Below are 13137 nucleotides of genomic sequence, written 5' to 3'. Positions count from 1 at the left end.
TAATTTTACAAAACAAAATTAGAGTATGAAATCATCACTTCTGCTATAGAATTCAAACCAAGAATTATAAAATTCAAACAAGACTCATTCTTAAAGCATTCGGGGTTATTCCGGTTTGTTTCTTAAAATAATTCGTAAAATAAGCCGGTTCCTCAAATCCCAGCCCATAGGCAATTTCGGCAATATTCCAGTCGGTATGTTTCAACAGCGCCGTGGCTTCCTGAATAATTCTTGTGGTAATCTGCTGACTGGTGGTTTTTCCGGTAATTTCCTTCACGGACCTATTTAAGGAATTTACATGAATAGAAAGACTCTGCGCATAATCATTTGGGGTTTTTAATTTCAGGAATGCATCAGGGCTGTCTATAGGAAACTGCCTTTCAAGAAGTTCCATAAACAAGGAGGCAACCCGTTGTGAAGCATTCTGATAAGGTTCAAAACTTTCTGCAGGATGCATTTTCATTGTCTCATGGATCATCAGGTAAAGGTATGCCCTGAGCATATCATACTTATGAACATAATCCGATTGAATTTCAGTCATCATTTTTGAAAAAAGATCGGAGAGTATTTTCTGATGATCTTCCCCTACAAAGAAAACCGGTGTTCCCCCAATCTTAAAAAGCGGAGAATCCTGAAGGTTTCCCCACCGGCTTCCATTCTGTAAAAACTGTTCTGTAAACAGGCAGAACCACCCTTTCTGTTCTTCACTATCAGATTCCCAGGAGTATGGAATAACAGGATTGGAAAATAATAAAGCCGGCTGGTCCACCTGGATCCATTTATTGGCATAATGAAGCCTTCCTTTTCCTATAATCAGTGAAATTTTGTAATAATCCCTCCTGCTGTAAGGAGCTACAGTTGAACAATATTCCCGTGAAAACACATTGAAATGCCCCATTCCATGAGTGCCCAGACACTGAGGTCCCAGTCTGGAAGCATTCCTCTGATAAAAGCCTTCTAATGATTCTTTGGGCTCCATAATCTTAAATTATAAAATTCAAACAAATATACTTATAAAAACAATTGCCTGACAAATAAAACGGCTGACATAGATGCCAGCCGCTTAAAAGTGAATATATATAGTTGATAATGGTCTAATCCCAATCATCATGATCATGATGATTGTGCTGCTTTTTATAATACTTGGAACGTTCTTTGTAATATTTCTCCTGCTGCTTACGGTATTTTTTATAGTCGTTCTTATTTCTTCCGTAAACAATGACAGGATTCTGACCCCTGTAATACTTCTTTTTAAAGAGTATATATTTTTCTCTTCCCAGGATTCTTTCCAATTCCGAATACCGGTCATCTCTCCATCTTCCCGGCTCTACTACATATACCCGGTTCCATGTATTATAATCATGATACCTGTCATTCAGAGCATAAATCTGATTGGCCTGTGCTGCCGAGAGCACAAGGTCAGTAACTACTCTCTGCCAGTTGATATCTGTAATACTTCTTCTGTAATCGTTATAATAATCTGATTGAGCATAACTCAGGCTAAAAGTCCCGATAAAAAATGCTGTTAACAAAATTTTTTTCATTTCATCCACTTTAGAATTAAACATCATGACATAGTCAATTAAAGTGCCATTTTTTATTTTAAACTGCTAATGTTTGTTAACAAAAACCATAAAACACTGATTTTCTGAAAGATATTTTACAACCGATTCCTCCATGTAATTTATCAAAAAAGACCCGCTTCAATGTTTATAATTATTAAACAGCATATTTTAAACACATTTTTAAAGGAAAGATTTATGATTCGGGGACAGATTCCTCATTATCAATATTTTTGTATTTATATTATAAAATTCGTTAAGATTACCCCAAATATTTAATTTCATAAGATTAAAATTTGTAATTTTAAAGAAGAGAATGCTTTTTAGCATCTCCTGTAAATCATTAATCCACCAAATCTCAATAATTATGGAAAATATAAAGTTCAAAGTATCTCCATACCAGGATGAATTACAACTGCTCATCGATGATAAAAAAGTGGGCTATATGTCTATAGAGGTTGACGGGAGACTACTGATTGTATATTACACCAAACTGGATGAAAACCGTGAAGGCCAGGGATATGCCAAGCTTTTACTTGATGAGCTGGTACGGTATGCAGAAGAAAAAGATCTGCTGGTAGATCCGGAATGTGATTTTGTGCGTCAGCAGTTTGAGAATCATCCTACAAGATATAAGAATATCTGGCATGCCTGATCAGTCCTCCCACCAAATACAGAACTGCTGATCCGAGCTGTTCAGATCCACTACCTCCCCGATCATCGGGGTCAGGACAGACTGCTTATTTTCTTTTCCTAAGCGGGTTATCTTTTGCAGAGGCTCATTCCAGGGATGTAAAGCCAATGCAAATTTGGCAGCATGCACCGGAATAATATATTCTGCATTGATGTCAAGAGCTGCCCGGATTACATCTTCAGGAAGTGTGTGAATATACCGCCATGCTTCTCCATATTGCCCGTTCTCCAGTATAGCATAATCAAAGGGTCCATATTTTTCTCCGATCATTTTAAAATGGGAGTCATAGCCACTGTCTCCTCCTAAGAAAACCCGTCTTTTCGGCGTGATCAGTACGTAAGAGGCCCAGAGGGTATTATTCTGTTTTACCCCTCTCCCGGAAAAGTGTCTGGCAGGGGTAAAAATGATCTTTATATTATTTTTCAGTTCCACTTCTGCACCCCACTCTTCTTCAATAAGCTTATCCCCGGGATATCCCCATCTTTCCAGATGTGCTCCTGCCCCTAACGGGACAACTGCTGCACCCGTTCGTTCCCTGATGGCTTTTACCGTAGGATAATCCAGATGATCAAAATGATCATGGGTAATGATAAGATAATCCAGAGCCGGAATATCCTCAGGTTTAAAAATATCGGAGCCTTTAAATGCTTTATTGAAAAATTTAAAAGGAGAACCGTAAGAGCTAAGTACAGGATCAATGAGAAAAGAAACCCCATCCGTCTGAATATAATAAGAGGAATGCCCTAACCATATAAATACATCCCTGCTTTTATTAATGCTGCTCAGATCTGTATGTACAGAAGGTATATCTTTTAGAGGTTTCAGTAACGGATCTTTTTTTCCCAGAAAAAAGTCATAGGTAACCTTTGACATTTTGTAACCTTCCGCCAGAGAAGGTGTATAGCTGATATTCTGAAATTGCTTATCCCGGTAAAGTTTCGATTTTCTGATACGTTCCAATCGTTTTCCTTTTGGCACCGCACCGAATGCTTTCATATTGATCACCAGAAAGTAGCCTGCAACAAGGATCAGAATTATTGTAATAACCCAATACATCATCTGTATAAAAATAACATCAAATGTATTAACTTTTCAGGGATAGGAAAAATATAAACTGTATTGCTTTATTTTTTAACTAAAATTCTTAAATTTTATCATTCATTTAAGTGATGATTATTTTTAATCTTTTTATTTTAGCAGCCTGAAAAAACTCAAAGACATTGAAAAATTACCCGGTAATTTTACTTCTGGCTGTACTCTGGTCATGCTCTTCCATTAAAAAACATAATGAGCAGCGGGCTTCGTGTATTGAACCGGAACAGCTTAAAGAAGATGTGGATTATGCCTATTCAAAGCTTGAAAAAATGCATCCCCACTTGTATTGGTATATCTCCAAACAGGAGCTGGACCGTAAGTTTGATAGTCTCAAACAAACGCTTAATGAACCTCTTACCCCCCTTCAGTTTTATTTCCGGTTTCAGCCCGTGATTGCCAGTATCAGAGAAGGGCATCTTTCCCTGAGGATTCCCAGAAAGAAATTTACCAGGCAGGAAATTAAAAATTTTGAACAGCAGAAGGGGTTGTTCAGCCGTTTTGAATATTATGTAAAGCGGGACAGAATGTTTATTATAGAAAATAGGGATGGTATAGAAAATATAAAGCCGGGGACTGAAGTTCTAACCATCAATAGTATTCCTGTTTCAGAATATATCCGAAAATACAGAAACCTGATCAGCAGTGACGGTTATAATACTACTTTCCATGCTTATTATCTGAAAGATCTGTTTTTCAATTTCTATACAGCAGAAAACGGGCTTTCTGATTCTGCCATAATTGAAACCCTCTACAAAGGAAAAAAGAATACCATCACCTTACACCGGGAGTCTAAATCCGAATCAGATCTTGAAAAAGATAAGGAAATGAAAAAAAGAACCCAGGAAAGGAAAATAAATGATTATGTAGCTTCCAGCAATTCGTATAACAGAAGCTTTAAATTTCTGGATAAAGACAGTACCATTGCTTATATAAAAGTAAAAAGTTTTTCCAGGGAATATTCAAACCGGTTTTATAAAGAGACTTTTGCAAAGATCAGGAATGCAAAATCTCCTTACCTTATCATAGATGTACGAAACAACTATGGGGGATCACTACACGAGATCAATAACCTGTACTCCTATCTGGCTGACCAACCTTTCACCCTGATCAGACCATCACAGGTCACATCAAAAACCACTCCGCTTAAAACCAACTATTTCAGGAAAAGTTCTCCCTTTGAATATGCTTTAAAGAGTATCGTTTATCCAAGCTACTTTTTTGCGCAGGCTTTCAGCACCTATAAAAAGGATGGAAAAGTGTTTTATAAAATGAGGGTGGATAAACCTACAAAACCCAATAAAGAAGCCTTCCACGGGAAAGTTTTTGTACTGATCAACGGAGGAAGCTTTTCTGCCTCTTCCATTATTACAGCCAAACTTAAAAATGATAAAAGAGCCATTCTCGTAGGAGAAGAAACAGGAGGGGCTAATGACGGTACTGTAGCAGGGTTTTATTCTTACCAAAAGCTTCCCAATTCCAAGATCAGGTTTCCTATCGGACTGCTTCTGGTACAGCCTAATATCAACATGTCTGACAGTAAAAAAGGAGTAGTTCCTGATGTGATCGTTAAGGAAAGCATGCAGGATATTATTAATAAAAAAGACCCTCAGCTGGACTGGATCCGGAATACAATTGCAAAGGAAAAAGAAAAGCGCTCTGTAAAAAAACGTTAAAATATTTCGGCGGGCTCTTAGCCCGCCGAAATATTTTAATACTTGTTCAGAAAATATAATCTGTACTCAGGAAATTGGAATCATGATCCCTGACAATGGTATTCAATAATTCTTTGTTGGCATCGGTAAGTTTAGCGGCTACCAGAGACCGTATTGAAAATGAACGGAGAGCATCAAATACGGAGAGTGTTCCTTCCGCGCTGTCTTTTCTTCCTGTGAAGGGGAAAACGTCCGGGCCGCGCTGAGCCTGACAATTGATATTGACACGGCTTACCAGATTTACAAACGGATCAATCAACCTTGCCACCTCCTCTGGATCTTCACTGAAAATACTTACCTGCATCCCATGTGAAGCATTCACCTGGTATTCTATAGGCTCTTTTATATCTTCAAATGGCACTACAGGAATTACCGGCCCGAACTGCTCTTCATGATACAGCCTCATATCACTGTTTACCGGATATACCACGGCCGGAAATACAAAAGATTCTTCTGTATATCCTCCGTTTTTATTTAAAACTGCTGCTCCCTTCAATAAAGCATCTTCTATACATTCTTTCAGATAAGGAGGTTTACTGACTTCCGGAAGCGGAGTAACCTTCACATCTTTTTCCCATGGAAGTCCTGGTTTCAGTGCTGAAACAGCTTCACTTAATCTGGACGTAAATTCTGCAGCCACTTCTTTCTGTACAAAAATCAGCTTTAAAGCAGTACAGCGCTGGCCGTTGAAGGATAAAGCTCCAAGGATGCACTCACTTACCGCAACATCCAGATTTGCATGCTTCGTTACAATCGCTGCATTTTTAGCATCAAGGCTCAGAATGGCTCTTAACCGGTTTACTTTCGGATGTAGTTTCTTTAATCCGTTCGCTACTTTACTGGAACCTATGAACGCCAGTACATTCACTTTTCCGCTTTCCATGATCGGGGTAATGATTTCCGATCCTTTTCCATAAAGCGTATTTACCGTTCCCTTTGGAAAGGCTTCTTTAAATGCATTCAACAGCGGATAATGGGCCAGAACGCCATGTTTGGGAAGCTTGAATAAAATCGTATTCCCCATAATCAGGGCCGGAATCAGTGTTGTAAAGATCTCATTCAATGGATAATTGAACGGTCCCATACTTAAAACAACACCCAGCGGAGCCCTTCTGATCTGTGCAATGGTACCTTCCGCCTGCTGAAAGCGGGAAGATTCCCTGTCCAGGTCTTTTAATGCATCAATCGTCTGGTTGATATAGTCTACAGTACGGTCAAACTCCTTGGTAGAATCTGCCAGTGTTTTTCCGATTTCCCACATCAGCAGCTTAATAATCAGATCTCTCTGCTGAATCATGAGATATACAAACTTCTGCATACATCTGATCCGCCCTTCTACCGACATGGTGGGCCATTCGCCTAAACCGTTGTCATACGCTTTTACACAGGCATCAAGAACTTCCATTGCTTCTTCAGGACCAATTTCCGGAATACTTCCGAGCAGTTTTCGTTCCAGCCCGTTTCCGGATGGAATACATACAGGGGAATATATATTCTGGACTTCTCCCTTCCACTCTACCAGTTCACCATTCAGCAAATATTCCCGCTGATAGATTACGGGAACTTTATATTCTTCAGGAATTTCACTTTCACTTTTAAAAATATCTTGAAATGACGGGGTGCTAGTTGAACTCATATTTTCTTACGTTTAATAATTTGAATGTGGTTTTTAAAGAATAAAGGTAAATGTAAAAATTGATTTTAAAACAGGTCATTTAATAGATTTGTTCTATTTGAAAGCTGTTTAAACAAAAATTAATGATGACTCCTAAAAAAATAATAATTTTGTTTAAAAATAAATTTTCAATGTTTTCAAAAATAGTTTTCAGTGCATTATTCTTTCTGTCAGTTTCCGGTTTTGCCCAAACTGCTAAAACAGCCAATACGGTTTTGATGAAAGGACAGCCTGTACGTACTTATTCCAAATTACCGGCGGTCAATAAACCTGCTCCCAAATTCATCCTTACAGATGTTAATATGAATGACCAGACGCTGGAAGCCTACAAAGGAAGGTATGTGATCCTGAACATCTTCCCGAGTGTAGATACAGGAGTTTGTTCTGCTTCCGTCCATCATTTCAATGAAGAAGCGGCCAACCTTCCCAACACCGTAGTTCTCTGCATATCCAAAGATCTACCTTTTGCCCAGAAAAGATTTTGTGGCGCTGAAGGAATTGAAAATGTAGTGATGCTTTCAGACTTCCGTTCTGATTTCGGATGGAACTATGGAGTGGAAATGATAGACTCTCCCATGAAAGGACTTCTCAGCAGAGCGGTGGTGGTGATTGATCCTTCGGGAAATATCATCTATGAAGAGCAGGTACCTGATATTTCGCAGGAACCAAATTATGAAGCAGCTATTGCAGCAGTGAAAAAATAAATTTCCTATTTTTCAGCATAAAAACCTCCGGCATTGTGCGGAGGTTTTATTTTTTGATTTCAGCAAAGTATAGCTTTAAAAATTATTCTAATATAGACCATAAGCTTTAAAATTTAAATACGATCCATACAAATTCATTATAAGTAAGAATAAGCTTTCCATAAGACTATTTTTTTTGACTAATATTTTGCATATTTGTAGAAAATACGGTCATGCAAAAAGAAAAACTACGCAACCTGAGAAAAAGAAAGGGAATTACGCAACAGCAAATTGCTGATATGCTTGCTACAGATGTTTCCAATTATAACCGGAAAGAAAAAGGAGAAGTCGGAATCCGAAAGGAAGAATGGGAAAAAATTGCTAAGTTTCTTGAGGTTTCTTTAGAGGAAATATATGAGGAAGAGGAAGGTAGACAGATCAATAATTTTGAGAATAATAGTAACAGTAATAATATAGGGAATGTAAGTGGTAATTATTACTGCAATGTACCGGAATTCCTCCTGGAAAGCCAGAGAGATCTTATAGAGTTCCTGAAAGAAGAGAACCAAAGATTACACCAAGAGCTTGAAGCTTATAAAAACAAGCAGTAAACCCCTCTATAGATAAAAAACTCAGCATCTGCTGAGTTTTCCTTTTTCATGGTTATTACTTTTTATCCTTTACAGAAAGAAAAATTTATTTTTTGGATTTCCATTTCTTTTTGGTGGTAATGATGATAACGCCTTCTTTTCCTTTATATCCATATCTTTTAACGGCTTCTTCAGCCTGAAGAATACTGACACTTTCTACACGTTCAGGATTTAATGCACTGAATTCCTCTTTAGTGATATTTTTATTATCCAATATAATCATATGTTTTGCCTCCGGTCTTGTTACAGGAGCACCAATCCTGATCTGCTTTCTTTTATAAAGTGAATCATTAACTACTACTTTACCAATAGTTCCAGCCAGATATTCTGCCACACTTATTTCTTTAGGTTTTATTTCCTGTGCATTCACAGAAACAAAACCTCCGGCAGTTAAAACAAAACCAACAGCAAACTTTATAAAAAGAGCATTAATAAAAGAATATTGTAAATCCCTGTTGAGCTGGAATTCATTAAAGCGTCCGCATACATTCTCCTCCTGATCCGAAAAAGCATTGATGAGCTCCTGATCTGATAAAGCTGTAAAATCATACACCGTTTTGGAGCAAACAGAACAAAATCTTCCTTTTTCTTCGGGTGCCATCATTTCCCAGTTTTCATGACATGGTTTAGGTATGGTAATTTTCATAGGTATCCTTATAGTAAAGATGCTGCTATTATGAAAAGGGTTGGAAACCTGTAAAATTTAACCACAAAGTCACAAAAGTTTTTTAATTAATCCCATTCGCAGTTCTGAGCCTTAATATGTTAAAATTAAGATATCAAAAAATTCCGCAACATCCACACCTGTTTCTTTAATAAATATTTTAATGCTAAATAATAATTATAATAAACAATTTTCCATCTTTTAAAAATAAACATCTACATTTATTATTCATCATAAACAAAATAATTAAAGAAAAAAAATTATTAATTATCTCTCATCGAATAATAAAGAAATAGAGTAATACTAATTTAAATGTAAGGTATAAATATTGCATTAGTAATAAAATAATTATATTTACACAGTTTTCAAGACAAACACTTTGATTAATAAGTGGTTATATTTACTTTTATCAAAAGAATAGGCTTGATAACTAATGAAAATAAATTATCTGAGAAAGATGATAATGTAAAACCGGAGTTTCATAAGCAGTTAGATGATTTTCTGGCTAATGGTAATCATAAATACCAAACAGTTCAAAAACTGGTTTGTGTACATGTTATAGAAAGAATATACAGGAGGGTAAAGCTTGGTTACGGACATCATTTTGGAGGAATAAAAGTTAATATTGAAGAGAACTTAATTATTGATGGCAATCATCGGTATATAGCCTATGAAATGGCTGGCTTTGAATATGAGGTTATCCCCCAGGGTAAAAACCATTGTGATCAACCTCCATACAGGGACATCAAAAAGTTTTCTGTAGATTATGAATTTGACTGGGATATGGCACAGCCTGATACAAGAAAATTCTGTAATGATGATTTTTTAAAAGATTTGGATACTAAATAATGAAAGTATTTTTAGATATTGATGGTGTAATGGTTCATGCCAATCCTCATAAAACAGTAGAACTGGAGGATGACGGATTCTACAGATTTGCTTACAAAGCAGTATCTGCCATAAATTCTATTGATAATGCTGAATTTATTCTATCTACTTCACACAGGCATAGGTTCACCATTAACAATTGGGAGAAGATATTTGAAAAGAGGGGTATTCATTTTATTTCCATATCTATCATTGAAACGGAAAACTCATATAACGTATCAAGACGGGAGGAAATTGAAAGATGGGTAGAATTTAAACATTATAACGTTAATGAAATTATCATTATTGATGATGACAAGTCTTTAAACGGTCTGCCCAAACACCTCAGGGACAGAGTTGTTTTAACAAGTCCATACAGAGGTTTAGACGATGATCACGAGATTAAGAAAATAATAGAAAACAGAGCGTATTAATAGGCTCTGTTTTATTTATCCGGTATCCAGGCAGATGAGATGTATAAATCAATCAGCTTCTACCGGAAGATCTCCTCCGTTGAAATCAAATTCTACAAAATATCTATCTTCGCCGCCATGACTTTTAGGGGCTGAAGCTAAAATCAAAAGGGGTTTTGTTCCTGTATTAATAATCTGGTGCACCATATTGGGGCTTATTGAAAATGTATATCCTTCTTCTACATTTTGGACATAAGGATCCAGCACTTTTTCATTTTTAAATTCTCCTGTGGTTATTCTTCCCTGCCCTTTCATAATATAATAGATCTCAATTTTTTCTTTATGATAATGGGCTGGTAATATTTCATTGGGCTGCAGCTCTATCATAAAAAAGGCATTATTATCATCCCCGGTAAGAAAAACCACTTTTTGATTTATCACCTGATCATCTGTACTGCTTTCCAGCAGTTGTTCTGTATTTACAATCTCTACCATTTTATATATGATTAAAGTTTTGCAGTTCGCCATTACCAAATGACCAGTTTTCTTTGGAGTTTTCCAGTAGAGTAATGATAATGTTTTGTGGATTTATGTTGATAGAAGCCGAAATTTCTGTCGCAATACTTTTATAAAGTTTCTGCTTTTGTTCTCTGGTCCTGCCGGTAGAAGCAATGATCTGAATAAATAAAATTCCTGCGTCATGCTTCATACCCAAATATTGATCGGGAAAAAAGAGTCGTGACGGACTTATCTGCTCAATAATGTGAAAGTAATCATCTTCCGGGACATTAAATTCCTGAATCATTGCACTATGAACCGACTGGGAAATTCTACCGCACTCTTCCTGAGAATAATTTTCTGATAAAGTAATTCTGATTAAAGGCATTGTATTCTGTTATTTGTTACAATACAAAAATCAGCAAGAAAAATCATTTATGATCTTGATGTAGATCAACACTTTTAATTCTGGATAAAGTTTCAGGGCGAATTTTGAGATATGATGCTATAAGATGCTGAGGAAAATCCTGTTCCAGATGAGGTCTGCAGCGGAGCAATGCCAGATAACGTTCCCTCGCCTTTAACTTAATCAATGATGTTTCTTTAAAACATTTATTGGTAAACAATTCATCTGAAATTTCTTTGAACACTAAAGTCCATTCCTGATACTGCATCAGTTCTCTGTATACTTTTTTTTCGATTGCATAAATTTCCGAATCTGAATAGGCCTTTATATAGGCCGGGGAAGGAATTTCATTTAAAAAACTTCTATAAGACGTGATAACAGATTGCTTACTATACAATTCATTTACCAGCATATTAGCATCAGAATCTTCAAAATAAGAATATAGAGTACCACTTTTTACAATGCCAATATACCTGCAGATATCATCCTCTTTCACAAAATGATCATTCCGCTTTATCGTAATGGTTGTACTGATTCCTATAAATTTTTCTAAAGATTCGTATGGCAGCATATCTTATAAAATATAGGTACAATTTATTAAAAAATAAGAAGGTTTCAAAGTTGTTTTAATGTTTCACAGGAACTGTAAATTTCGCCAGAAATCAATCTCAAAAGAAAACGGGCCAGGCCCGTTATTATTGATTTTTTAAATGTTTTTCTAATCCTCCCAGTCCCATAATTTAAACCTCCATCAACACCGCTCCGTCCTTCAAAATCATATACTCCTGCCCTATTTCCTCCGACAAATGTTTCAGATCATGGTCGTCAAACAATTGAGGAATATAACATTTTTCATGTGCAAATAATCCGTAATGAATAGGCACCAACTTTCTGGCGTGCAGTAAGCGGGCTGCTGCAAAAGCTTCTTTCAAGCTAAGGGAAGCCGGAACGGGGCTGTACTCCAGACCTATAATTTCAAAATTAACCACCACTCCGTTTGCCGGTAAAAAAGCATAATCTATCGGTTCATTTTCTTTACCCAGATTCCAGAACTGATTATGCCAGATGGTATCTCCACCATGAAAGATTTTCGTTATTCCGTCTGATACAATCCATGAGGACTGTATTTCTCCTACTCCATCCATCGCAAAAACAGGTTTAAAGGTAATTTGATTTTCCGTAAATGTTTCATTCAGGTCAAGAACAACCATATCCACATTTTCCACAAACTTTTTTACGTAAGATTCCAGCCCGGAATATACCACCAGTTTCCCGTCTTCCTTTAGACATTTCTTGATGATGCTTTTATCAAAGTGGTCCAGATGCATGTGGGTAAACAGGATATAATCCGCCCTTACCTCATCTGAAAACCGGACCAGATCTTCAACAGCATCTCCCAAAACAGGTTTGTAATAAGAAAAATCTTCAACAGCATCTATTAAAATGGTTTTACCATGTGATGTAATTCTGATTCCTGCCCAGTTTAGTTTTTGTATTTCCATATTCTTTTTTCAGCAAAGGAAAAAACTTACGGAAGGCCAAACAATAAACAAAAGTTAATTAATTCAGACAGATAGAGAAATGAAGATGGAAGTTAATTTAAACGCAAAGCTTTATTTTAAAGTGGCCGTAACTTCTTTTCCTCATCTTCAAACTTACAGCTTACAAAATCCTTTTTCTGATTCTGCTTAAAGAGATCGGAGTAATCCCGATATAAGAAGCCAGGTATTTTAGCGGAATATTCTGAATAAAATGAGGTTTGTTCCTGAGCAGATATTCGTAAAGATCCTGCGGCGTATTTTTAAGAAGCAGCATTTCGCGTTTCATGGCTGCACTTAGTTTTCTGCTCAGATAGTAATTCTGTACAAAACGGCATTGAGGATTGACGGTAAACATTTCTTTAACCTCCTCCAGGGTGATTTCCCAGGCCAGGCCGCTGTTCAGGGATTCATAGATCCCGTCAGAGCCATTTTCACCTACTGTAAAGATATCTCCGGGAAAATAAAAATCTGCAGAAATTTCCGTATCAATATCCGGTGTCGTATGGATATAATATTTACGGATGAGCCCATCTTCAACAAGATAGGCTCTATTGTCCGTAAATATATTTTTTTTTGAAAATTCAACCCGGGAAAACTTTTCCCAGACAGGATCATTATCCTCAACATTAAGGTGTGAAAACAGTTTTTTGTTGATTCCTGCCATGGCTGTCTTTTTA

General features: G+C 36.6%; 16 protein-coding genes. 6 read left to right on the top strand and 10 right to left on the bottom strand.

Annotated features, from left to right (window positions below):
- Window positions 1-73: 73 nt before the first annotated feature.
- Both DRF59_RS16530 and DRF59_RS16525 read right to left on the bottom strand, forming a co-directional pair.
- A complete protein-coding gene (locus DRF59_RS16530) occupies window positions 74-979 on the bottom strand; it encodes a helix-turn-helix domain-containing protein (protein ID WP_115962699.1) in 906 nt (301 codons plus the stop codon).
- A 115-nt stretch (window positions 980-1094) separates the two neighbouring features.
- On the bottom strand, window positions 1095-1544 hold the full coding sequence (locus DRF59_RS16525) for a hypothetical protein (RefSeq protein ID WP_115962816.1): 450 nt from the start codon (window positions 1542-1544) through the stop codon (window positions 1095-1097).
- Between the two features lie 385 nt (window positions 1545-1929).
- On the opposite strand from DRF59_RS16525, the gene DRF59_RS16520 reads away from it, so the two are divergent.
- Window positions 1930-2217: a GNAT family N-acetyltransferase gene (locus DRF59_RS16520; protein WP_115962814.1), complete on the top strand. Its 288-nt coding sequence runs from the start codon at window positions 1930-1932 to the stop codon at window positions 2215-2217.
- On the opposite strand, the gene DRF59_RS16515 is transcribed toward DRF59_RS16520, so the two are convergent.
- Window positions 2218-3315 carry an MBL fold metallo-hydrolase gene (locus tag DRF59_RS16515; RefSeq protein WP_115962696.1) on the bottom strand — a complete coding sequence of 366 codons (1098 nt, stop codon included), beginning with the start codon at window positions 3313-3315 and terminating at the stop codon, window positions 2218-2220.
- Window positions 3316-3476: 161 nt separating this feature from the next.
- On the opposite strand from DRF59_RS16515, the gene DRF59_RS16510 reads away from it, so the two are divergent.
- A complete protein-coding gene (locus tag DRF59_RS16510; protein ID WP_115962693.1) occupies window positions 3477-5024 on the top strand; it encodes a S41 family peptidase in 1548 nt (515 codons plus the stop codon).
- 46 nt (window positions 5025-5070) lie between these two features.
- Here the strand turns inward: DRF59_RS16510 and DRF59_RS16505 are convergent, their stop codons facing one another.
- Window positions 5071-6699: an NADP-dependent glyceraldehyde-3-phosphate dehydrogenase gene (locus DRF59_RS16505; RefSeq protein WP_115962690.1), complete on the bottom strand. Its 1629-nt coding sequence runs from the start codon at window positions 6697-6699 to the stop codon at window positions 5071-5073.
- Window positions 6700-6869: 170 nt separating this feature from the next.
- Here DRF59_RS16505 and tpx point away from each other — a divergent pair, with 170 nt between their 5' ends.
- On the top strand, window positions 6870-7442 hold the full coding sequence (tpx, locus tag DRF59_RS16500; RefSeq protein WP_115962811.1) for a thiol peroxidase: 573 nt from the start codon (window positions 6870-6872) through the stop codon (window positions 7440-7442).
- A gap of 212 nt (window positions 7443-7654) precedes the next feature.
- Window positions 7655-8032, top strand: a complete 378-nt coding sequence (locus tag DRF59_RS16495) for a helix-turn-helix domain-containing protein (RefSeq protein WP_115962687.1) — start codon at window positions 7655-7657, stop codon at window positions 8030-8032.
- Between the two features lie 85 nt (window positions 8033-8117).
- On the opposite strand, the gene DRF59_RS16490 is transcribed toward DRF59_RS16495, so the two are convergent.
- A complete protein-coding gene (locus tag DRF59_RS16490; RefSeq protein WP_115962684.1) occupies window positions 8118-8717 on the bottom strand; it encodes a SusC/RagA family TonB-linked outer membrane protein in 600 nt (199 codons plus the stop codon).
- 441 nt (window positions 8718-9158) lie between these two features.
- Between DRF59_RS16490 and DRF59_RS16485 the strand changes: the two genes are divergently transcribed.
- Window positions 9159-9584, top strand: a complete 426-nt coding sequence (locus DRF59_RS16485; protein WP_123873704.1) for a hypothetical protein — start codon at window positions 9159-9161, stop codon at window positions 9582-9584.
- A complete protein-coding gene (locus DRF59_RS16480; protein WP_115962678.1) occupies window positions 9584-10036 on the top strand; it encodes an HAD domain-containing protein in 453 nt (150 codons plus the stop codon). Before DRF59_RS16485 ends, DRF59_RS16480 begins: the two co-directional genes overlap by 1 nt.
- A 48-nt stretch (window positions 10037-10084) precedes the next feature.
- On the opposite strand, the gene DRF59_RS16475 is transcribed toward DRF59_RS16480, so the two are convergent.
- From DRF59_RS16475 to DRF59_RS16455, 5 genes are all read right to left on the bottom strand, one after another.
- A complete protein-coding gene (locus DRF59_RS16475; RefSeq protein WP_157967468.1) occupies window positions 10085-10510 on the bottom strand; it encodes a cupin domain-containing protein in 426 nt (141 codons plus the stop codon).
- Between the two features lies 1 nt (window position 10511).
- Complete coding sequence (locus DRF59_RS16470; protein WP_115962672.1) at window positions 10512-10901, bottom strand: tautomerase family protein; 390 nt, start codon at window positions 10899-10901, stop codon at window positions 10512-10514.
- 43 nt (window positions 10902-10944) lie between these two features.
- The gene (locus DRF59_RS16465) at window positions 10945-11490 is read right to left on the bottom strand and encodes a Crp/Fnr family transcriptional regulator (RefSeq protein WP_115962669.1); all 546 of its coding nucleotides are present in this window, start codon (window positions 11488-11490) and stop codon (window positions 10945-10947) included.
- Between the two features lie 169 nt (window positions 11491-11659).
- Entirely contained in the window at window positions 11660-12421 is a 762-nt protein-coding gene (locus tag DRF59_RS16460; protein ID WP_115962667.1) for an MBL fold metallo-hydrolase, read from the bottom strand.
- Window positions 12422-12581: 160 nt separating this feature from the next.
- A complete protein-coding gene (locus DRF59_RS16455) occupies window positions 12582-13124 on the bottom strand; it encodes a Crp/Fnr family transcriptional regulator (protein ID WP_115962664.1) in 543 nt (180 codons plus the stop codon).
- Window positions 13125-13137 lie beyond the last annotated feature (13 nt).

Origin of the sequence: Chryseobacterium flavum (genome assembly GCF_003385595.1) — a bacterium.
In the GTDB taxonomy this organism is placed as follows: domain Bacteria; phylum Bacteroidota; class Bacteroidia; order Flavobacteriales; family Weeksellaceae; genus Chryseobacterium; species Chryseobacterium flavum.
The sequence above is the reverse complement of the archived record's forward strand: the minus strand, read 5'-3'. Positions and strand labels throughout refer to the sequence as shown.

Excerpts from the sequence above, each read along its gene's own strand:
- DRF59_RS16470 (WP_115962672.1), bottom strand. The coding sequence starts at position 10,901 with ATGCCTTTAATCAGAATTACTTTATCAGAAAATTATTCTCAGGAAGAG.
- DRF59_RS16465 (WP_115962669.1), bottom strand. The coding sequence starts at position 11,490 with ATGCTGCCATACGAATCTTTAGAAAAATTTATAGGAATCAGTACAACC.
- DRF59_RS16490 (WP_115962684.1), bottom strand. The coding sequence starts at position 8,717 with ATGAAAATTACCATACCTAAACCATGTCATGAAAACTGGGAAATGATG.
- DRF59_RS16520 (WP_115962814.1), top strand. The coding sequence starts at position 1,930 with ATGGAAAATATAAAGTTCAAAGTATCTCCATACCAGGATGAATTACAA.
- DRF59_RS16525 (WP_115962816.1), bottom strand. The coding sequence starts at position 1,544 with ATGAAAAAAATTTTGTTAACAGCATTTTTTATCGGGACTTTTAGCCTG.
- DRF59_RS16475 (WP_157967468.1), bottom strand. The coding sequence starts at position 10,510 with ATGGTAGAGATTGTAAATACAGAACAACTGCTGGAAAGCAGTACAGAT.
- DRF59_RS16515 (WP_115962696.1), bottom strand. The coding sequence starts at position 3,315 with ATGATGTATTGGGTTATTACAATAATTCTGATCCTTGTTGCAGGCTAC.
- DRF59_RS16480 (WP_115962678.1), top strand. The coding sequence starts at position 9,584 with ATGAAAGTATTTTTAGATATTGATGGTGTAATGGTTCATGCCAATCCT.
- DRF59_RS16505 (WP_115962690.1), bottom strand. The coding sequence starts at position 6,699 with ATGAGTTCAACTAGCACCCCGTCATTTCAAGATATTTTTAAAAGTGAA.
- DRF59_RS16495 (WP_115962687.1), top strand. The coding sequence starts at position 7,655 with ATGCAAAAAGAAAAACTACGCAACCTGAGAAAAAGAAAGGGAATTACG.
- tpx (WP_115962811.1), top strand. The coding sequence starts at position 6,870 with ATGTTTTCAAAAATAGTTTTCAGTGCATTATTCTTTCTGTCAGTTTCC.
- DRF59_RS16460 (WP_115962667.1), bottom strand. The coding sequence starts at position 12,421 with ATGGAAATACAAAAACTAAACTGGGCAGGAATCAGAATTACATCACAT.
- DRF59_RS16455 (WP_115962664.1), bottom strand. The coding sequence starts at position 13,124 with ATGGCAGGAATCAACAAAAAACTGTTTTCACACCTTAATGTTGAGGAT.
- DRF59_RS16530 (WP_115962699.1), bottom strand. The coding sequence starts at position 979 with ATGGAGCCCAAAGAATCATTAGAAGGCTTTTATCAGAGGAATGCTTCC.